This window comes from Azospirillum humicireducens, assembly GCF_001639105.2.
Classification (GTDB): domain Bacteria; phylum Pseudomonadota; class Alphaproteobacteria; order Azospirillales; family Azospirillaceae; genus Azospirillum; species Azospirillum humicireducens.
This window is the reverse complement of record NZ_CP015285.1, coordinates 1125456-1143635: the sequence shown is the minus strand read 5'-3', so window position 1 is coordinate 1143635 and position 18180 is coordinate 1125456. Positions and strand designations below refer to the sequence as shown.

General features: G+C 68.9%; 15 protein-coding genes and 1 tRNA gene. 9 read left to right on the top strand and 7 right to left on the bottom strand.

The window, feature by feature from the left end:
• Positions 1 to 58: 58 nt before the first annotated feature.
• Entirely contained in the window at positions 59 to 1624 is a 1566-nt protein-coding gene (locus tag A6A40_RS05150) for a hypothetical protein (RefSeq protein WP_063634438.1), read from the bottom strand.
• A 331-nt stretch (positions 1625 to 1955) separates the two neighbouring features.
• Here A6A40_RS05150 and A6A40_RS05145 point away from each other — a divergent pair, with 331 nt between their 5' ends.
• The 5 genes from A6A40_RS05145 (at position 1956) to A6A40_RS05125 (ending at position 5453) form a co-directional block, all read left to right on the top strand.
• A complete protein-coding gene (locus A6A40_RS05145; protein ID WP_236783737.1) occupies positions 1956 to 2699 on the top strand; it encodes a hypothetical protein in 744 nt (247 codons plus the stop codon).
• A gap of 205 nt (positions 2700 to 2904) precedes the next feature.
• On the top strand, positions 2905 to 3333 hold the full coding sequence (locus A6A40_RS05140; RefSeq protein WP_063634436.1) for a response regulator: 429 nt from the start codon (positions 2905 to 2907) through the stop codon (positions 3331 to 3333).
• 306 nt (positions 3334 to 3639) lie between these two features.
• Positions 3640 to 4134: a single-stranded DNA-binding protein gene (locus A6A40_RS05135; protein WP_063634435.1), complete on the top strand. Its 495-nt coding sequence runs from the start codon at positions 3640 to 3642 to the stop codon at positions 4132 to 4134.
• Positions 4135 to 4386: 252 nt separating this feature from the next.
• Positions 4387 to 4899: a winged helix-turn-helix domain-containing protein gene (locus A6A40_RS05130; protein ID WP_063634434.1), complete on the top strand. Its 513-nt coding sequence runs from the start codon at positions 4387 to 4389 to the stop codon at positions 4897 to 4899.
• A 38-nt stretch (positions 4900 to 4937) separates the two neighbouring features.
• Positions 4938 to 5453 (top strand): IS630 family transposase, encoded by a 516-nt coding sequence (locus A6A40_RS05125; protein ID WP_082860730.1) that lies wholly within the window; start codon positions 4938 to 4940, stop codon positions 5451 to 5453.
• Positions 5454 to 5641: 188 nt separating this feature from the next.
• Here A6A40_RS05125 and A6A40_RS05120 read toward each other — a convergent pair.
• The 5 genes from A6A40_RS05120 to A6A40_RS05100 form a co-directional block, all read right to left on the bottom strand.
• Positions 5642 to 5716 (bottom strand) — tRNA-Gln (locus A6A40_RS05120).
• A 116-nt stretch (positions 5717 to 5832) separates the two neighbouring features.
• Complete coding sequence (locus A6A40_RS05115; RefSeq protein WP_063634433.1) at positions 5833 to 7938, bottom strand: glutamine amidotransferase; 2106 nt, start codon at positions 7936 to 7938, stop codon at positions 5833 to 5835.
• Positions 7938 to 10661 carry a DUF4159 domain-containing protein gene (locus A6A40_RS05110; protein ID WP_063634432.1) on the bottom strand — a complete coding sequence of 908 codons (2724 nt, stop codon included), beginning with the start codon at positions 10659 to 10661 and terminating at the stop codon, positions 7938 to 7940. The genes A6A40_RS05115 and A6A40_RS05110 overlap by 1 nt, the downstream gene beginning before the upstream one ends.
• Positions 10662 to 10847: 186 nt before the next feature.
• A complete protein-coding gene (locus A6A40_RS05105; protein WP_063634431.1) occupies positions 10848 to 11759 on the bottom strand; it encodes a DUF58 domain-containing protein in 912 nt (303 codons plus the stop codon).
• Between the two features lie 17 nt (positions 11760 to 11776).
• Positions 11777 to 12742, bottom strand: a complete 966-nt coding sequence (locus A6A40_RS05100; RefSeq protein WP_063636127.1) for an AAA family ATPase — start codon at positions 12740 to 12742, stop codon at positions 11777 to 11779.
• 269 nt (positions 12743 to 13011) lie between these two features.
• Between A6A40_RS05100 and A6A40_RS05095 the strand changes: the two genes are divergently transcribed.
• The 4 genes from A6A40_RS05095 to A6A40_RS05080 all read left to right on the top strand — a co-directional run bounded on the left by A6A40_RS05095 (position 13012) and on the right by A6A40_RS05080 (position 16567).
• On the top strand, positions 13012 to 13626 hold the full coding sequence (locus A6A40_RS05095) for a DUF1285 domain-containing protein (RefSeq protein WP_236783736.1): 615 nt from the start codon (positions 13012 to 13014) through the stop codon (positions 13624 to 13626).
• Between the two features lie 32 nt (positions 13627 to 13658).
• Complete coding sequence (locus tag A6A40_RS05090; RefSeq protein ID WP_063634430.1) at positions 13659 to 14348, top strand: NUDIX hydrolase; 690 nt, start codon at positions 13659 to 13661, stop codon at positions 14346 to 14348.
• Positions 14349 to 14392: 44 nt separating this feature from the next.
• Positions 14393 to 15643 carry a CCA tRNA nucleotidyltransferase gene (locus A6A40_RS05085; RefSeq protein WP_063634429.1) on the top strand — a complete coding sequence of 417 codons (1251 nt, stop codon included), beginning with the start codon at positions 14393 to 14395 and terminating at the stop codon, positions 15641 to 15643.
• 159 nt (positions 15644 to 15802) lie between these two features.
• Positions 15803 to 16567, top strand: a complete 765-nt coding sequence (locus A6A40_RS05080; RefSeq protein ID WP_063634428.1) for an SDR family oxidoreductase — start codon at positions 15803 to 15805, stop codon at positions 16565 to 16567.
• A 57-nt stretch (positions 16568 to 16624) separates the two neighbouring features.
• On the opposite strand, the gene A6A40_RS05075 is transcribed toward A6A40_RS05080, so the two are convergent.
• Positions 16625 to 18175: a Ppx/GppA family phosphatase gene (locus A6A40_RS05075; RefSeq protein ID WP_063634427.1), complete on the bottom strand. Its 1551-nt coding sequence runs from the start codon at positions 18173 to 18175 to the stop codon at positions 16625 to 16627.
• Between the last annotated feature and the right edge of the window lie 5 nt (positions 18176 to 18180).

Genomic DNA, 18180 nt, shown 5'->3' with positions numbered 1-18180 from the left:
AGAGAAAGCCCTTCTCCCGCGGGGGAAGAAGGGCTCCGATCAGCGTCCCTTGCGGACCTCAGCGCGCCTTGGCGGTCGCCGGGGTCTGGCGGAAGGCGTCGTGCAGATACGGCGACAGCGCCTGCCGCATGTTGCGCAGCCATTCATGGATGATGATCAGGGAACGGGAGGCGACGGGCGGGGTCATGCCCAGCTTCACCAGATCCTCGCGGGTCATCGTCGCCACCTGATCCAGCCGGTGCCCGGTCAGGCGGGCCCAGGCCGGGGCGGTGCAGGGCGACATGGAGATGACCTGCAGTCCCTCGCGCTCCACCATCTCCGCCTTGCGGCGGGCGTACTGACTGTCCTCGAGCTGCGAGAAGGGACCGGAGAAGCCGTTCTCCACCAGGACGCGCTTGGCCTTCGGGGCGATGGTCGCCACCCGCTCCAGCGTCGTCATGCCGGTCGACAGCGAGGCGAGATCGACGGTCACCGGCACCATGAAGGTCAGCCGTTCGCCGTCGCCGACATAATAGTCGAAACCCGACACCTCGGCCCAGTTGAAGAACCATTGCGAGATGTTGCCGCCGAAATCATAAAGGCGGCCGCCGCGCTGCAGCTCCGGCCCGATCAGATCCCAGAACTCGTAGAAGCCGTCGCCCGACCCCATCATGTTCATGAAATCCTGGGTGATGCGGCGGTGTTCGACCACGTCCGGGCCGAACAGGCGGGCGAGTCGCTCGTTCACCTCGTACTCGACGACCTTCAGCTGCAGGCCTTCCAGCATGGCGGTCGCCATCAGGTGATGGGACAGCAGCGTCTTGCCGACGCCGCCGCGGTCATTGAGGACGAAGATCGTGCCCAGCATGCGATCGCCTTTCCAGTATGCGTTTGTTGAGTCGTCTTGGTGCATCGGGGGGGACATCAAGGAGCCGGTGTTCTGCGCGGCCGCCGTGGACGTCGGTTGGGGAACCGGCGGCGGGGCCGGCTCAGCTGTCGGTTCGGGTTCGGGATCCGGGGCCTGCGCCTTTTCCGTCCCCACCTCTCGGGCGCCGTCGGGTTCCGGCGTTTCGGACGCCGGCTCCGGCACCGTGTCCGGCTCCTCGTCGGCATCCTTCGCCAGCCGGGCCAGCAGAGAAGGGGCAGGGGCGGCAGGTTCTTCGCCGGAGGGCTCGGAAGCGGAAACCGTCGGCTCCGCTTGGGCTTCAGACATTTCCACCGGCGGCTGGTCGGGAGGAGAGCCGGCAGACGCCGCCGCGGCCTCTTCGGCGCGATCGGAGTCGGCTGTCTCGCCGGTCTCTTCAGACTCGTCCTTCTTTCCGGCCGTCAGCGCAGCCTCATGGACGGCGGCAAGCGTTTCCGCCGACATGACCGCTGCGCCGCCATGATCTCCGCCCGCCTCGCCACGCCCCTCGCTCCCGACCAGGAAGAAGGCTGACCGCAGGGTGACCGGCGAAATCGGCTGGCTGTCACGGGCGGTGATGCCCAGCTTCGCCAGAAGGTCGGAGATCTCGGCCCAGGACAGACCGCGTTCGCGCATCAGCACGATATCGGCATAGCTTTCGCGCACCGCCTGCATGGCGCTGCGGTTGCCAGCCGGGCGATCGGCAAGGAGCCGTTCAAGTTCCGAGCGGTCGATCGACACCGTAAGGGATTCCGGCAAGATGAAATGGCGGCGGGGAGACGCCCGGATGTAGGATCACAAGGAATCCATTCCCCTGGGGCCGAAAAAATAGTACAAGCGGCCATCACGCGCAAACGGTTTCCAAACGACATCAACGGCGCTAAACATCGCTCTCCGTCCGAGGGTTCCGACCGTGACGTGCGGCAACTTCGCCGACGTTCCGGCAGGCCGTGCCATGACGTCGGCTTTTGGAACCGCCTTCCGATTGCGCGGTTTGCTATACGGACGTCCGGCTGTATTCGTCGCGACGTCGGTCATCACTGGGCTGGGCTTGGAACCGGGGTTGGGCAGGATGCCTCACGATTTTGGTTCGTCACGGGACCGGCGATCCGCATCCGCAGCGGGGGCGGGAATCGGCTTCCACGAGTTGCGGCAAGCCTGCGAGATCTCTGCTTTGCGCGAGGATCTGGAACGGCTGGCCCAAGAGGCCGGCGCATTGCGCAACGGCGTCGAACAGGCGGTGGAGGACGTCCGCGACCGGTTCGCCGCCCTGAATGCGGAGGAAATGGCCGATCCCATGGTCCTTGCCCCGCTTCTGCAGCTCGCGGTAACCACCTTGCTGGAGATTCGCGAGCAGGCGCGGCAACTCGATACACGCACCGGACCGTTGGCCGACGATGAGCGTCCCTCCTGGCTGGGGGCCGCAGAAGCCCCGCGCCGGCGTCCCTCCGCGCCGGCTGTCCGGGACGAGGCCTGGGATGACAGCACGCCGCCGTCCCAGCCGCAACTCATGGTCCCCCTCCCGCAATCCGAACAGTCGGCACCACCGCCGGCCGATCTGCCCGCCCGGCCGACGCAGAAGGCATTCGCGGCGCCGACGGCACCGGTTCGGGTCGCCGAGCCGTTCCGGCCGGCAACAGACCTCCAGGCACCTGCCGCCCCCACTGCCGTCTCTGCAGACACCCAGGCCGCCTGGCTCGCCAGCGAACCGGCTCCGCCACCACCGCCGTCGAGGGCGGCGGCGATGCGCAGCAATGGAGCCGGCAAGCCGCGTCAGCCCGGCGGCATCGACTGGCTCGGCCCGGCCGGGCGCTGATCGGATGTCCAGCCTCGCTGCTGCGCTTTGAGACTTTCCGTCGCAAAGTGATGTCTTTCGGCACCGATCGACGGAAAAGGTCGGATCCTGATCGTTTGATCTTGCAAATTCGGGGTGATTTAGTACAAATGGCATAGTGGTAAACGTAATTTTACCAAAATTTGCCACTTGTCACTCAACGCCGTAAGCCCCGGAGGTCGGTCGCATGCTCAGGATCGACACCATCGCCAAGCCGCACTCCACTTACCGGACACGCGCACCCGGCCAGCCCTTGCGCGTGATGGTGGTCGAGCATGACGAGGCCGCCGTCGGCGCGTTGGCCGTGGTGATCGGCGACCTTGGACATACCGTCTGCGGCGTTGCCCGGACCGAGGCCGAAGCAGCGGATATCGCCCTGCGCGAACGGCCGGATCTCGCACTGCTCGACGTTCGGCTCGGCGGCGGTGACGGCATCGCGGTGGCCCGGCGGCTGAATCTGGAGCATGGTCTGCGTTGCATCTTCCTGTCAGGCAACAGCGACCACGGCACCATGGCCCGCATCACCGAAACCTATCCGCTGGGTGTCGTTCACTGGCCATTTTCCCATGCCCAACTGAAAGTGGCCCTGGATCTGGCGGCACGGCGTCTGCGCTGACCGGAAGCGGGCGCGACTTTGAAGGATTCGGTTTTCCGGCGCCTCTCGCTCTGCTATGTTTGTTCCTGGAGCGTTCTGGTCCGGAACGGTAGGGCGAGTGCGCCGCGCCGGGGATCGTCAGAGCATTTCCGACGACGGTTGACCGGCCTTGGTCCCTCGTGCTTCGTTGCGCTGGACCGGGGGGATGGTCGCGATTGTGAACAGCCGGCCCTGCGAATGGGAACCCTCGGCATCTGGGTGCCTCCGCCGGGCATCCTGACGGGTCGGCATGGATGCTGGGACACTCGCGCTTAGGAGCAACGAGCGATGAATGTTTGGACGTTTACGGGACGCCTGGGCGCGGACGGCGAATTGCGCACGACCCAGAGCGGCGAGAAGGTGCTGGGTTTCCGCGTCGCCAATGACGTTGGCTTCGGCGATCGCAAGACGACCCAATGGGTCGATTGCTCCATCTGGGGCCGCCGCGCCGAGTCGCTCGCCCCACACCTGACCAAGGGCAAGAGCGTCGTCGTGTCTGGCGAGGTCACTTTGCGCGAATATGAGAAGCGCGACGGCACCCGCGGCGCCGGCCTCTCGGTCCGCGTGGCCGAAATCGACTTCACCGGCGGCGCCCGTGAAGAAGGCGGCGGCGGCAGCTACGGCGGTGGCGGCGGCTACGAATCGCGCGGTGGCGGAAGTGGCGGCGGCTACGGAGGTGGCAGCGGCGGCGGCAACTATGGCGGTGGATCGTCGGGTGGCCGCAGCAGCGGCGGCGGCGCTCCGCCCCGTCACGAAGATCTCGACGACGAGATTCCTTTCTGAGGCTGAATGCCCCAACGATAAGCACCATCGGCCGGATGCCCGTCATCCGGCCGATGTCGTTTCTGAGTTCGAGCGGATTTGAACAATCACTCCGCAAGCCGGGAGCGCAGGTGCGGGGTCATGTAGTCCAGGAAGGCGCGAACGCGGCCGGTGTAATACCGGCTCACGCCTGAACTGACTCTCATGCCGCAGGGGATTCCCAAATTATAGCGAGCATGCTTCACTGAAGCTCCACCGGGAGTGGGGGTGACCATGTCGGCAAGCCTGAAGATCGCGGACGGGATGACGGCGGCGGACCTGCGGCTCTGGGCACGGCGGTGCGGCAACGGTCGGGCGGCGGCGCGGGCGTATGCCAGCGCCAACGCCTTGGATGGGCTGGGCCGTGCGGAGGCCGCACGCTTGGCTGGGATGGAGCGGCAGGCGCTGCGGGACGCGGTGCGGCGCTACAACGTGGAAGGGGGTGCGGGCCTGTTCGACCGGCCCAAGGGGCACCGGGCGGAGTGGCTGAGCGACGCGGAGCAGGCGGCCTTGGCGGCCGCGGTCTTCAAAGGACCGGCCCCCGCCGTGGATGGGGTCTGCACCTGGACCTGCGAGGCCCTGGCGGTGTGGATCGCCGCCAAGTTCGGCAAAACCTTTCATCCGCACAGTGTCGGCCGGACGTTGCGGCGGCTGGGCCTCTCGCGCCAGAAGGCCCGGCCCGTTCACCCGAAAACCGAGAGCAAAGCGCAGGAGCGCTTCAAAAAAGGGGGCTTCGCCGCGCCCTGACGGCGGCCGCCGAGGCGCACCCGGGCAAGCGCCTGCGCGTGTTCTTCCAAGATGAGGCGCGGTTCGGGCAGAAGGGGCGGCTGTGCCATCGCTGGTGGCTGAAGGGCCAGCGTCCCCCCGGCCTATGCGACCAGAGGTTCGACTGGACTTACCTCTATGCCGCCGTCGAACCCAAGACGGGGGAAGGCTTTGCCCTCGTCCTGCCGACGGTGTCCACCGTCGCCATGAACCGCTTCCTCGCCGACTTCGCCGCCACCCTGGCCCCGGACGACCACGCCGTCATGATCCTCGACGGCGCCGGTTGGCACGCCAGCAAGAGCCTGGTCGTGCCCGCCAATCTCACCCTCGTGCCCTTGCCGCCCTATTCGCCCGAGTGCAACCCGGTCGAGCGGATCTGGCTCTTCCTCCGCGAAAAGCTGATGTCGCTGCGGGTCTTTCCCGATCAGGACGCCATCATCGACGCTTGTTGCGACGCCTGGAACGCGCTCGTCGCCGAAACCGGCCGCATCAAATCCCTCTGCTTCCCGCCTTGGCTCCAGAAGGTCATTTCATAGGAGAGGCGGTATGAGTTCCTTGGGAACAGCCCGCCGGAAATGAAAAATAACGCCGCGTCGCACGACGTTGGGCAGGGTACGCATGGCCTTTGCTCCAGTCCGACTGTAGCAGCCGATTGGAGCAAGCCGGGTCTGTGCCCTGTTGTTGGGCGACAAACCATAACGCAGTCAGTGTCTTGGGAGAAAGTTGGCTGGGGCGCCAGGATTCGAACCTGGGAATGGCGGTACCAAAAACCGCTGCCTTACCGCTTGGCGACGCCCCAACCGGCGCGGCGATCTCTCGTATCGCCGGAAGGAGCGGCACCATAATCGGAAGCCCGGCCGAACGCAACAGGCTGTTTTCAGAAAATTCTCGATGCGGAATCAGCCTCGCGATAGGTCAGCGCCCCTCCCGGCGCCACGCCATCAGCAGGCCGCCCAGCACCAGGGCCAGCACCGCGCCGACCGGCAGCAACGGCACCTCGGTCACGCCGGTCACCGTATAGTCGCCGTTGGCGCGCAGGCCGATCCAGCCGGAACCGCTCTGGCTGCGGTCAGCCTGGGTGCGGCGCACCTCGATGCCGGGATTGGGACCGCTGTCGGTGTCGGTGACCCAGTGAATGCCGCCGCCGCTCGCCTCGGCCACCGGCTGCATCCGGTCGCCGGTGGAGCGCACGTCAGCCAGCTCCGGCGTGTTGACAGCCCCAACCACGGCCAGCGTCGTCCGCTCCCCGTCGGATACGCGGTAGATGCCGGGGGCGGAGGCCGTCACCGTTGCGATGGCGCGTCCGCTCTTGTCGTCGGCCAATTGCAGCGTGCTGGTGCTGTCGGACGGATCGGTGAGCGTGACAGAGCGCGGATCAGGGGTTAGCGAACGGCGTTCGACCGTGATGCGGTTGCCGTCCACGCGGGCGCGCAGATCGTTCTCCTCCAGCTCCGGTTCCTTCATCAGCCAATGGGCAAGGCGGCGCAGAAGCTCCGCCTGTGGGCCGCCACCTTCGAAACCACGGCTCCACAGCCAGATCTGGTCGGAAGCGAGCTGCGCCACCCGGCCCTTGCCGACGCGGTCCAGCACCAGAAGCGGACGGTTGTCGGCGCCCTGCATCACCACAGTGCCGCCATTGGGGGCGACATCGACCTGATGGAACCAGCGGCCCCAGGTCGGCGGCGCATCGATGCGGTCGCCGGGCAGGCCGGCGGTAACCGGGTGGCGACGGCCGACATCGGTGACGGTCGGCAGGAAGGGGCGGTCCACCGTCTGTCCGCTGGGGGCGGCGGGGAGGATGGCACCCAGGGGCGTGCGGTAGAGCGACAGCGGCGAGGCATAGCCCTGGCCGGATGCCTCCAGCAGGGCGCCGCCCTTGCGGACATAATCGGCGATGTTCTCCAGATACATCTGGGGCAGCACACCGCGGCGGCGGTAGCGGTCGAAGATGATCAGGTCGAACTCGTCCAGCTTCACCTCGAACAGCTCGCGGATCGGGAAGGCGATCAGCGACAGCTCACGGATCGGCGTGCCGTCCTGCTTTTCTGGCGGGCGCAGGATGGTGAAATGAACCAGATCGACCGCCGGGTCGGCCTTCAGCAGGTTGCGCCAGGTGCGCTCGCCGGCATGGGGCTCGCCGGACACCAGCAGGACACGCAGCCGGTCGCGGACGCCATTCACCACCACCGCGGCACGGTTGTTGGCGAGCGTCAGCTCCTGCTTGGCCGCCTCGACCTCCAGTTCCAGGACATTCTGCCCGCCATGGGTGACAGGCAGATCGACGCGCACGTCGCGGCCCACCGGGACTCGGATGGTGCCGGGCGCGCCGCCGTCCTGGCGCAGGGTCACCGCAGCGTCAGGGGATTGGCGCCCGGGCATGTCGTCGACGCGGATGGTCAATTCCACAGACTTGCCGACCAGGCCATAGTTGGGCGCCTGCACGATGGCGATGCGGCGGTCGCCCTCGTTGCGGTCGCCGGTCAGCAGGGTGTGGACGGGGCCGATGTCGGCCAGCTTCGCCGGCACCTGCGGGACGTCATGCACCTGACCGTCGGTGATGAAGACGGCGCCGGCCATGCGGCGGCGTGGAACGTCAGCCATCGCGCGGTTGAGCGCATCGAACAGATGCGTTTCGTTGATCGTGCCGCCGGTCTCGGCCCCTTCGCCGGTGCGCGCGACGCGGACCTCCAGATCGTCGAAGCGCTTCAGCCGTTCGGTCAGCTGTTCCACCGCCCGGTCGGTGCGGGCGCGGCGGTCGCCGATGGCCTGGCTCGGCGAGTCATCGACCACGATCACCGCGACATCCTTGATCGGGTCGCGCTTCTCCCGCACCAGCGACGGGTTGATCAGGGCCAGCGCCAGCACGATCACGGCAAGCAGGCGAAGCAGCGTGCCGCGCGCCCGGCGCAGGGCGGCGACCAGCACCACCAGCAGGGCGAAGCCGATCAGGGCGCCCAGCACCGGCCAGGGCAGCAGCGGCGCCAGAGCCACCGAAAGTCCGGAGAGCAGATCGACGGGCATCACTGGCCGAACCTTTCCAGGATGGCGGGCACATGGACCTGATCGGCCTTGTAGTTGCCGGTCAGCGCGTACATCACGACATTCACGCCGAAGCGATAGGCCATCTCGCGCTGGCGCTCGCCGCCGGGAATGACCGCGTAGATCGGCTGGCCGTTGCGGCCGACCGCCCAGGCGGAGGCCCAGTCATTGCCGCCGATCACGACGGAGGAGACGCCGTCATTCGCCGGCCCCTCCCGCGCCTCGATCCACAGCTGGCCGCCGGCGTGGCGTCCGGGGAAGTCGGTCAGCAGGTAGAAGGACTTGCGCAGCACATGGTCCTGCGGAACCGGAGCCAGCGGTGGAATGTCCAGCCCTTGCACCAGACGCTGCAGGATGCCGGAACCGCCGCCCGGCGCCTGATCGCGGGTGTCGAACAGGATGGTGCCGCCGCTGCGCATATACTCGTTCACCCGCTGGCGGGCCCCGTCCGACAGCGGCCTCTGCCGGTCGGAGACGGGCCAGTAGAGAAGGGGGTAGAAGGCCAGCTCGTCCCGCTCCGGATCGACGCCGACGGCTCCCGCCGCCTCCACCGCCGTGCGCAGGCCGAGAACACTGACCAGACCCTCCAGCCCGGCGCGCGAGGTGTCGTCGACGCCGCTGTCTCCTGTCTGGACATAGGCGAGGTAGGTCTCCGCCGTCACCTTGACCGCGTTGTCCTGGTCCTGCGCCCGGGCCGGCTGCGGTGCGGCGGCAAGTGCGACCGCCAGCAGCAGTCCGGCCGCCGCTCCGCCCGTTCCACGGCGCAGGCGAGGGACGCGCAGCAGGCCGCGAAGCGCCAGCGCGATCAGCAGGTCGATGGACAACAGTGCGAGCGCCGCGGCCAGCAGCGACGGCTTCAGCGGCACCTCGCCCCGGCCGCCATAGCCGTCGCGCCCGACGCCGGCCGGCAGGGGCGGCAGCGGATCGATGGTGGTGACGGCGGAGGACAGGTTGAGCGCGCGGCGGGCGTCATCCGTTCCGTAAAAGCCCGGCGGGTGGCGCGGGCCGATCACGTCGGCACCGGCATTGCCGGGGATCGGGAAGGCGGTGGGCGGCGGCGGCACCAGTCGCCCGGTGCCGTCCAGCACCTCGACCGGGTCGAGCGAGGTGGTTGCCGCGGTGCCTGTCACGCCGCCGCTGAGTGCCACCAACCGGCGCAGCATGTCGACATACAGGCCCGACAGCGGCAGGTTCGACCAGTCCGGGTTTGCCGTGGTGTGGACCAGCACGATCCAGCCGTCCCCGCGCTTCTGCGAGGTCACCAGCGGCGTGCCATCGGCCAGACGCGCCCAGGTGCGGTCGGCCAGATCCAGCGCCGGTTCGGCCAGAACCTGCCGGTTGACCTGAACGTCGGCGGGAATCGCCAGCCCTTCGAAGGGCGATTTTGCCGGGAAGGGCTGGAGCCGCGCCGGCTCCGACCAGGACAGGGCGCCGCCCAGCGCGCGGTCGCCGATGCGCAGCCGGACCGGCACCAGCGTGTCGGCATGCTGGGCCAGACGCGGCCCGGCGAAGCGCAGCAGCACGCCGCCCTGCTTCACCCAATCCTCGATGTCCTGCACTTCGCTGCCGGTCAGGGCGCCGATGTCGGACAGGATCAGCACGGCCAGATCGCGCTTCAGCAGGTCCAGCGTGTCGCCGCGCCGGACCTCGTTGTAGGGCGACAGGGCGCGTTCAAGGTAATAGAGGTCCGACAGCAGCGGCTGGCTTTCCCCCTCCGACCGGCCGGAAACCAGCCCGACCGGACGGCGGCGCCAGCGCTCGTCCAGCAGCACGGTGGCGCCGGCGGTGGTGTCGCCCTCCACCCGCAGGGCGGCGGCGTCGTTGCGCAGTTCGGTGGGCACGTCCAGGCGGACCTCCCGCATCTTCTGTCCGGGCTCGAAGGCCACGGTCTGGCGGGTCAGCAGGCGGCCGTCGGCGGCGGTGAGGCGGACGGTCGCCGGCTCGGGCCGGGACGGATCGGCGCGGACGATGCGGGCGGTCAGCACCGTGCCCTCGCTCGACGGTGGAAGCAGCAGGTGAGGGGGACGCTCCGCCGAATCGTCGAGCACCTCGGCAGAGCCCAACCGCTGCAGCCCGGCGGCCAGCCCGGCGGCGCGGCCGTCGCCGACACCGTCGCTGAGCCAGACCGCATGGATGGAGCCGCGGCCGTTCGTCTGGACCGCGACCGCCTTCAAGGCCTCGAGCGCCGCGGCGCGGTCGGTCGGCCAGGGCAGGGGAGCCATCGCCTGGGCCAGACGGCGGGCCTCGGCGGCGGGCAGGACGGCGCTGGCATGGACCGGCTGGCCATCGGCCGGCGGGGCGGTCGGCAGCAGAATGACCGTGCGCTGCTGGCGCTCGGCCTGGGCGATCATCTCGTCCATCGTGCGCTTGCGCGTCGGCCAGTCGCGGCCGGAAGCCCAGCCATTGTCGACGACCAGCAGAAGCGGTCCGCCGCCCGGCAGCGCCGCCCGCGGGTTCAGAAGCGGCCCGGCCAGCGCCAGAATGATCAGCGCCGCCACGATCAGGCGCAGCAGCAGAAGCCACCAGGGGGTGCGGGCCGGCGTCTCCTCCCGCGCGGTCAGGTCGCGCAGCAGGCGGATGGCAGGAAACTGGACTGCGCGCGGCGCCGGCGGCGTGACGCGCAACAGCCACCACAGGACCGGCAATGCGGCCAGTGCGGTCAAGACCCAGGGGGCGGCGAAGGCGATCGGTCCGAGACCCAGCATTGGCGCGTCTTCACGAGGGTTAGGGGATCGGCCGCGCAAGCCACAAGTGCCTGCGGCCGTAAGCGACCGTCATCCCCGCGCAGGCGGGGATCCAAACCTTGGGCTGCGTGGTGCCGAGGGCAAGCCTGGTTCCCCGCCTGCGCGGGGATGACGGGGAGTGCGGGGCTGGGTTCGCCGGCCGCCGCTTCACACCGCCTCCATCGCCATCGCACCCCACAGGGTGAGCAGCGCCGATTGCGGAGAACGGTCGGTGCGGTGGACGGCGAAGCTCCATCCTGCGGTGCGGGCCAGCGCGGCCAAGCCGTCCTGCTGCGCCTTCAGGCGTTCGCGGTAAGCCTCGCGCACCGCCTCGACCCGCGGAACAAGCAGGTTCTGCTCGCCCTCCATCCCATGGAAATCGACGCGGCCGTCATAGGGCAGCGTCTCTTCCGCCGGATCGAGGATCTGGACCAGATGCCCGCGCAGTCCGCGCCCGGTCAGGCCGGCGACCGCTGCGTGGATGTCGGACAGGGGCGACAGCAGGTCGCCGAACAGAACGGTCTGGGCATGGCGGGGCAGGGGTTCCACCCGCGGCAGGGGATCCGGCGACGCGGCGGCGCGCGGGTCGGTCATCAGCCGGGCGATGCGGTCGATGGCGGACTTGCCATGGTCGGGGCGCACGCCGCTGTTCAGCAACGCCACCCGCTCGCCGCCGCGCGCCAGCAGGACGGCGGTGGCGAGCGTCAGCAGGTCGGCCCGCTCGCGTTTGGTCGGCAGGCCGGCGGCGGAGCGGAAATCCATGGAGGGCGAGCGGTCGCGCCACAGCCAGACGCTTTGCGCCGCCTCCCATTCATTCTCGCGCACATAGACCGGCTGGGTCTTGGCCGACTGGCGCCAGTCGATCATCGACGGAGCGTCGCCGGGCTGGTAGCGGCGGAACTGCCAGAAGGTCTCGCCCAGCCCGACACGGCGCCGGCCGTGCACACCCTGGGCGACGGTGGCGGCCACCCGCTCCGCCGCCACCAGAAGCGGCGGGAGGGCGGAGGCCAGTTCCTCCGCGCGATGCCGGGCAAGCAGCGTCGTCGCCGCCTGGGTCTTCTGCTGAGGGCTACGCGGCATCGCGGCTCCGCTCCGGGTTACATCAGGGGCGCGCAGAGGCGGTCGATGACGTCGTCCAGCGTCACCCCGTCGGCCCGTGCGGCGAAGTTCAGCGCCATGCGGTGCTTGAGGATCGGCTTGGCGAGCGCCACCACATCGTCGAGCGAGGGTGACAGCCGACCATCCAGCACCGCGCGGGCGCGGGCGGCGAGCATCAGCGACTGGCTGGCGCGCGGGCCGGGACCCCAGGCGACGTGCTGGCGCACCTCCATCAACTCGGAGGTTTCAGGCCGGCCGCGGCGCACGAGATCGAGAATGCCGTCGACCACCCCTTCGCCGACCGGAACACGGCGAACGAGGCGCTGCGCCGCCTGCAGGTCGGCGGCGGACAGCACCGTCACCGCGCGCTCATCGGTGGAGCCGGTGGTGGCGATCATCATCCGGCGCTCCGCCTCGCGGTCCGGATAGTCCACGTCGATCTGCATCAGGAAGCGGTCGAGCTGGGCTTCCGGCAACGGATAGGTGCCTTCCTGCTCCAGCGGATTCTGGGTCGCCAGGACGTGGAAGGGCTGGGGCAGGGGATGGTACTGGCCGGCGACCGACACGCGATGCTCCTGCATCGCCTGCAGCAGCGCCGATTGGGTTCGCGGGCTGGCGCGGTTGATCTCGTCCGCCATCAGAAGCTGGCTGAACACCGGGCCGGGCAGGAAACGGAAGGACCGGCGGCCGTTCTCGCCCTCCTCCAGCACTTCCGATCCAAGGATATCGGCGGGCATCAGGTCGGGCGTGCACTGGATGCGCTTTTCGGCCAGGCCGAGCACGATGCCCAGCGTTTCCACCAGCCGCGTCTTGGCGAGGCCGGGAACGCCGATCAGCAGCAGATGGCCGCCCGCCAGCAGCGTGACCAGCGTGCGGTCGATCACCTCCTGCTGGCCGAAGATCACGCGGCCGATGCGGTCGCGGACGGAGGCCAGCCGGTCGCCCAGCGCCTCGATCTCCTCCATCAGCCGTTGCGGGTCCTCCGGCACGGGTGGCTGCCCCCTCAGGATGTCCTGTGCGCTCAAGGTCTGCTGCTCCCCCGATGATGGGCTGGCCCGTCCATGGGCCGGTTCGGCGTGGCAGTCGCGGTCGTCCGCGACGAAACACGGGATCCGCATGGTTGGCCCTGTTCCTGCGCGTTGTCGACACCCATTTTCCGAATCCCGCTGCCGGACCGGGTGAGGCCGACAGGCCATTGGAGTGGACCTAACGGTCGAGTGTGGCGAAAATACGCATGTTCGGGGACAAAACCGTTCCCAATCCCATGAAGGTCGGTAACGCGATGGCGAAAGACAAGCGCGCAGATGGGCCACCCGTTCCGGAGACGGCGTCGGACTTGCCGGCAGCGCTGGGCCGGACTCCCACTCTGGAACAGTACGACATCCGCATTGCGCGCGACGGCACCTGGTTCCACAATGGCGATCCGATCCGCCGGATCGAGCTGGCGAAGCTGTTCTCTACCGTCCTCAGACGCGAGGAAGACGGCGAATACTGGCTGGTTACGCCGGTCGAGCGCGGCCGGATCGTGGTGGAGGACGCACCGTTCGTGGCAGTCGAGATGACGGTTGCAGGCAACGGGGCCGATCAGGTCCTTTCCTTCCGCACCAACCTCGACCATTGGGTGGAGGCCGGCCCCGACCATCCGATCCGTGTGGCCGTAAACCCTGAAACCGGGGAGCCGGCACCCTACATCCAGATCAGAAGCCGGCTGGAGGCGCTTATCCTGCGGTCCGTGTTTTACGACATGGTGGAACGGAGCGAAACGCGCCGCACCGAAACCGGCGAGTCCGAGGTGGGTCTATGGAGCAACAAGGTCTTCTTCGCGCTGGGCAGGCTGCCTGGCGACTGAGCCTGGAGGAGGTCCGCCGGCGCTTCCCGGCGATGAGCTCCGATGAGACGGCCGATGAGATGGCCAATGAGGCGATTGACGCGGCGGTCGAGAACGCGGTGCGGTCGAACCGGATGGCGCCGAAACACGCGGCCAAAATCCGCGGCGACCACGATCTGAATCCGGAGATGGGTCCGCCGACGACCCTGCGCGAGGCGGCGGTGCTGGTCCCCCTGGTCGACCGGCAGGAGGAGCTGACCGTCATCTTCACCCAGCGCACCACGACGCTGAGCGCGCATGCCGGCCAGATCAGCTTTCCCGGCGGCCGGATGGAACCGGAGGATGACGGCCCCGAGGATACAGCGCTGCGCGAAACGGCGGAGGAGATCGGGCTGGAGCGCGGCCGGATCGAAATCGTCGGCCGGTTGGACACCTATGTCACGCGCACCGGTTTCCGGGTGACGCCGGTGGTGGGGGTGGTGTCGCCGCCCTTCATCCTGACGCCCGACCCGACCGAGGTGGCCGAGGTGTTCGAGGTGCCGCTGTCCTTCATCCTCGATCCATCCAACCCGCAGCGCCACAGCCGCGAATTCCTGGGCAAGCCGCGCTGGTTCTACGCCTTCCCCTATCCGCAGCGCTACATCTGGGGCGCGACCGCCGGCATGCTGGTGAACCTGCGCGACGTGCTGGGTGCCGCCGCGCGCGAGGCCGGGGAGGGCGGGGCGTCCTCCGGCCCGCTCTGACGGCGGTGGAAGACGCCTTGGGAATGGGGTAGCGTCGCCGCGCCATGACCGTCGCCGCACGCCTGTCCCCCCAGCCCTGGATGACCGCGCCCGAAAGCCGGGCGGTGTTCGCCGCCCTCGACGCCGGCGGCGCCGATGCCCGCTTCGTCGGCGGCTGCGTACGGGACGCCTGGCTCGGCCGGCCGGTGAAGGACATCGACATCGCCACCCACGCACCGCCGGAACGGGTGATGGACCTGCTGGAGTCCGCCGGCATCCGCGTCATCCCCACCGGAATCGCCCATGGCACCGTCACCGCGCTGTGCGGCGGCAAGCCCTACGAAATCACCACGCTGCGACGCGATGTCGAGACGGATGGCCGCCATGCCCGCGTCGAGTTCACCGACGACTGGGTGGAGGACGCCGCCCGCCGCGATCTGACGATGAACGCGTTGAGTTGTGCGCCCGACGGCGCTGTGTTCGATCCGTTCGGCGGGCTTGCCGACCTTGCCGCCGGCCGCGTCCGCTTCGTCGGCGAGGCGCGGCGGCGGATCGAAGAGGATGTGCTGCGTCTGCTGCGCTTCTTCCGCTTCCACGCCCATTACGGCCGCGGCGAACCCGATGCCGAGGCGTTGGCCGCTTGCCGCGAGCTGGCGCCGCGCCTGCCGACCCTGTCCGGCGAACGGGTGCGGGGGGAGTTGTTCCGCCTGCTGACCGCGCCCTGCGCGGCGGCGGTCTGGCGGCTGATGATGGGGCAGGGGATCATGGTCCACCTGCTGCCGGAGGCGATGGACACCGGCCGGCTGGACCGGCTGATCGCCGTCGAGCGCGACCTGGGCATCACACCGGATCCCACCCGCCGGCTGGCCGCCGTTCTGGACAGCGACCGACCGGGAGCGCTGCGCGCCGCCGAGGCGCTCCGCCTGTCCAACCATGAGCGCGACCGCCTGCTTGCGCTCGTCGAGCCGCCGGTGGCGCTGGCGCCGTCCGACGACCGCAGGGCGCTGCGCCAGGGACTGTACCGCATCGGCGACGGCGAGCTGTTCGACGATCTGCTCCTGATCGCCGCCGCCATCCATGACGGCCCGCTCGACCTCACCGCATTGCGTGCCGCGATGTCGGTGGCCGGCGACCTGCCGAACCTGCGCCTGCCGATCGCCGGCCGCGACCTGCTGGATCTCGGCATCCCGCGCGGCCCGGCCATCGGCGAAACGCTGAAGCTCATCGAAGGCTGGTGGATCGCCGAGGATTTCCAGCCCGGCCACGACGCCTGCCTGGATATGGCACGCGGCCTGATCGGGGACCGGCTATCCTAATCCCGGCCAAAAGGGGCACGAAAAACACATAATGAAGATTATGGAAATAAGTGGGGAGTTGGGCTCTCTCGGCCTTGCGAATTCGGCAGCAAGAACCGGATAGCCGGCACTGGCCCCGGTTCGCGATTTTCGCACCGTTCATCACAACGGAGAGCGGATATGGCACAACTCGCTGGAAAGATCGCGATCGTCACGGGCGCCAGTTCCGGGATCGGGCGCGAGGCGGCGCTGCTGTTCGCAGAGCATGGCGCGAAGCTGGTGCTCGTGGCACGGCGGCTCAACGAACTGGAACGGTTGGCGCAGGAAATCCGGGACGGAGACGGCGAAGCGGCCGTGGTGGCCGGCGATGTCAGGGACGCCGATGTCGCGCGTGAAGCCGTCGCCCTCGCCACGCAGCGGTTCGGCGGACTGGATATCGCCTTCAACAATGCCGGCACCACCGGCGCCCAGACCTCGATTCCCGACATGACGGCAGAGAGTTGGCACGATGTGGTCGACACCAACCTGACCAGCGCCTTTCACGCCGCAAAGCACCAGATTCCGGCGATGCTTGACCGGGGCGGCGGATCGCTGATCTTCACCTCGACCTTCGTCGGCCACACGGTCGGCTTTCCCGGCATGGGCGCATACGCGGCCAGCAAGGCCGGGCTGATCGGTTTGATGCGGGTGATCGCCGCCGAATACGGCCCCCGCGGCATTCGTGCCAACGCAGTGTTGCCCGGCGGCACCGACACGCCGATGGGTCGGGCGGTGTCGAACACGCCGGAAGCCTTGGCCTTCGTCCAGGGCCTTCACGCACTGAAACGCCTTGCCACGCCGCGAGAGATCGCCCAGTCGGCGCTCTATCTGGCGTCGGACGCCTCCAGCTTCACCACCGGAACAGCGCTGTTGGTCGACGGCGGCGTTTCCATAACCAGGACCTGACGGACCAGGACCGCCCGCCATTCACCGGCGGGCGGCCCCGATCCACCTGCCCGCCCTCTACTCAGCCGCCTGCGGCCGCAGCGGCTGGACAACATCGCCCTTCACATTCATCGCCTTGGCGAGCGCGTCGATCCGGCGCTGCACTGCTTCGCCGGCCGGCACGCTGCCGTCGTCTGGCAGGGTCAGCACGATGCGCCCGTCACCGACCTTCAGGCTGGTCCGCTCCAGCAGCGCCGTGGCGCCGCCCGACAGCGTGTGCGCAAGGCGGAGTGCCAAGCCCAGCACCAGCGCCTTCATCCCCTGCCCTTCCGACACCAATGTCCGCACCGGCGCTGTCAGCGGCACGTCGATGGTGCCCGAATAGCGGGCATGGGCGGCAAGAGCCAGGAAGGCCCGCTCATCATGGTCCAGCGCCGGGAACGGGTAGCGCAGCACGCGCAGGAAAGCATGCTCGGCCCGGTAATCGGGATGGTCGGCCCAGCCGACATCGCTCAGCAAACAGGCGGCATGGCGCAGGCGGATGGCATTGTCGTCCTCGCCGGCGAACAGCCCGGCGGTCCAGGACATCAACAGGGCCGGGTCTCCCATCCGCACGAATCGGCGAGCCCAGTCGGCGGCCGAGGCCATCAGCGGATCCTCGCGCTGGCCTTCCGGCGACAGCAGCGAATAGAGGTGGCCTTCGCGCAGACCGTAGGCGGAAAACACCAGCTTCGACGGCTGGGCGATGCGCAGCAGCCGCTCCAGCACCAGCCCGGCGAAGGGCAGCGTGTCGAGCCGGCGGCGTGACCCCGCCATCTTCTCCAGCGACGAGCGGCTCTGGCGGCCGACAAGGCCGCTGAACTCCCGCGCATCGGCTGTCGGGATGGTGTAGTGGTGGATGATGTGCAGCGGGTGGCCGGACTGCTCCATATGCAGCTTGGCGATGGCGCGCCAGCTGCCACCGACCGGATAGAAGGGCCGGCCCTTCATGGTCGACAGCCAGGGCAGCGATTCCAGATGCTGGTCGATCAGCTTGACCGGCCCGCCCTTGGATGCGCCGACCTCCATCAGCCGCAGCGGACCGAGCGGCAGAGTCACCTGCTTGCCGATCACGCCGCGGTCGAGCGTGACCAGTTCCAGGCTGCCGCCGCCGAGGTCGCCGACGAGGCCGTCGGCGCCGGGGGTACCGGACAGCACGCCCATGGCGGACAGCCGCGCCTCCTCCTCCCCGCTGATGACGCGGACGGTCAGGCCGGCACGGCGGCGGATGGCATCGACGAAGGCGGCACCGTCGCGGGCGTCGCGCACGGCGGCGGTGGCGATCACATCGAGCCGGCCGACGCGCATGCCCTGGGCCAGCGTGGCGAAGCGCTCCAGCGCCGCCAGACCCTGGGCCACGCCGTCCGGGTTCAGCAGACCCGATTTCTCCACCCCGCGGCCAAGGCCGCACAGCACCTTCTCGTTGAACAGGGCGAGCGGCGAGCGGGTCAGCCCGTCATAGACGACGAGCCGGATCGAGTTGGACCCGATGTCGATCACGCCGACGCGCTCCGCCGCCCCCGCGGCCGACGAATTCCATGTTGCGGAAACGTCGCCCTGAACAGCGGCCGCGCGATTGTCCTGGCTCATACTCA

What these genes read in the sequence shown, in the direction of transcription:
- A6A40_RS05145 (WP_236783737.1), top strand. Translation starts at nt 1,956, where the DNA reads ATGCCTCACGATTTTGGTTCGTCACGGGACCGGCGATCCGCATCCGCA.
- A6A40_RS05140 (WP_063634436.1), top strand. Translation starts at nt 2,905, where the DNA reads ATGCTCAGGATCGACACCATCGCCAAGCCGCACTCCACTTACCGGACA.
- A6A40_RS05135 (WP_063634435.1), top strand. Translation starts at nt 3,640, where the DNA reads ATGAATGTTTGGACGTTTACGGGACGCCTGGGCGCGGACGGCGAATTG.
- A6A40_RS05130 (WP_063634434.1), top strand. Translation starts at nt 4,387, where the DNA reads ATGTCGGCAAGCCTGAAGATCGCGGACGGGATGACGGCGGCGGACCTG.
- A6A40_RS05115 (WP_063634433.1), bottom strand. Translation starts at nt 7,938, where the DNA reads ATGCCCGTCGATCTGCTCTCCGGACTTTCGGTGGCTCTGGCGCCGCTG.
- A6A40_RS05110 (WP_063634432.1), bottom strand. Translation starts at nt 10,661, where the DNA reads ATGCTGGGTCTCGGACCGATCGCCTTCGCCGCCCCCTGGGTCTTGACC.
- A6A40_RS05105 (WP_063634431.1), bottom strand. Translation starts at nt 11,759, where the DNA reads ATGCCGCGTAGCCCTCAGCAGAAGACCCAGGCGGCGACGACGCTGCTT.
- A6A40_RS05100 (WP_063636127.1), bottom strand. Translation starts at nt 12,742, where the DNA reads ATGGAGGAGATCGAGGCGCTGGGCGACCGGCTGGCCTCCGTCCGCGAC.
- A6A40_RS05095 (WP_236783736.1), top strand. Translation starts at nt 13,012, where the DNA reads ATGTTCGGGGACAAAACCGTTCCCAATCCCATGAAGGTCGGTAACGCG.
- A6A40_RS05090 (WP_063634430.1), top strand. Translation starts at nt 13,659, where the DNA reads ATGAGCTCCGATGAGACGGCCGATGAGATGGCCAATGAGGCGATTGAC.
- A6A40_RS05085 (WP_063634429.1), top strand. Translation starts at nt 14,393, where the DNA reads ATGACCGTCGCCGCACGCCTGTCCCCCCAGCCCTGGATGACCGCGCCC.
- A6A40_RS05080 (WP_063634428.1), top strand. Translation starts at nt 15,803, where the DNA reads ATGGCACAACTCGCTGGAAAGATCGCGATCGTCACGGGCGCCAGTTCC.
- A6A40_RS05075 (WP_063634427.1), bottom strand. Translation starts at nt 18,175, where the DNA reads ATGAGCCAGGACAATCGCGCGGCCGCTGTTCAGGGCGACGTTTCCGCA.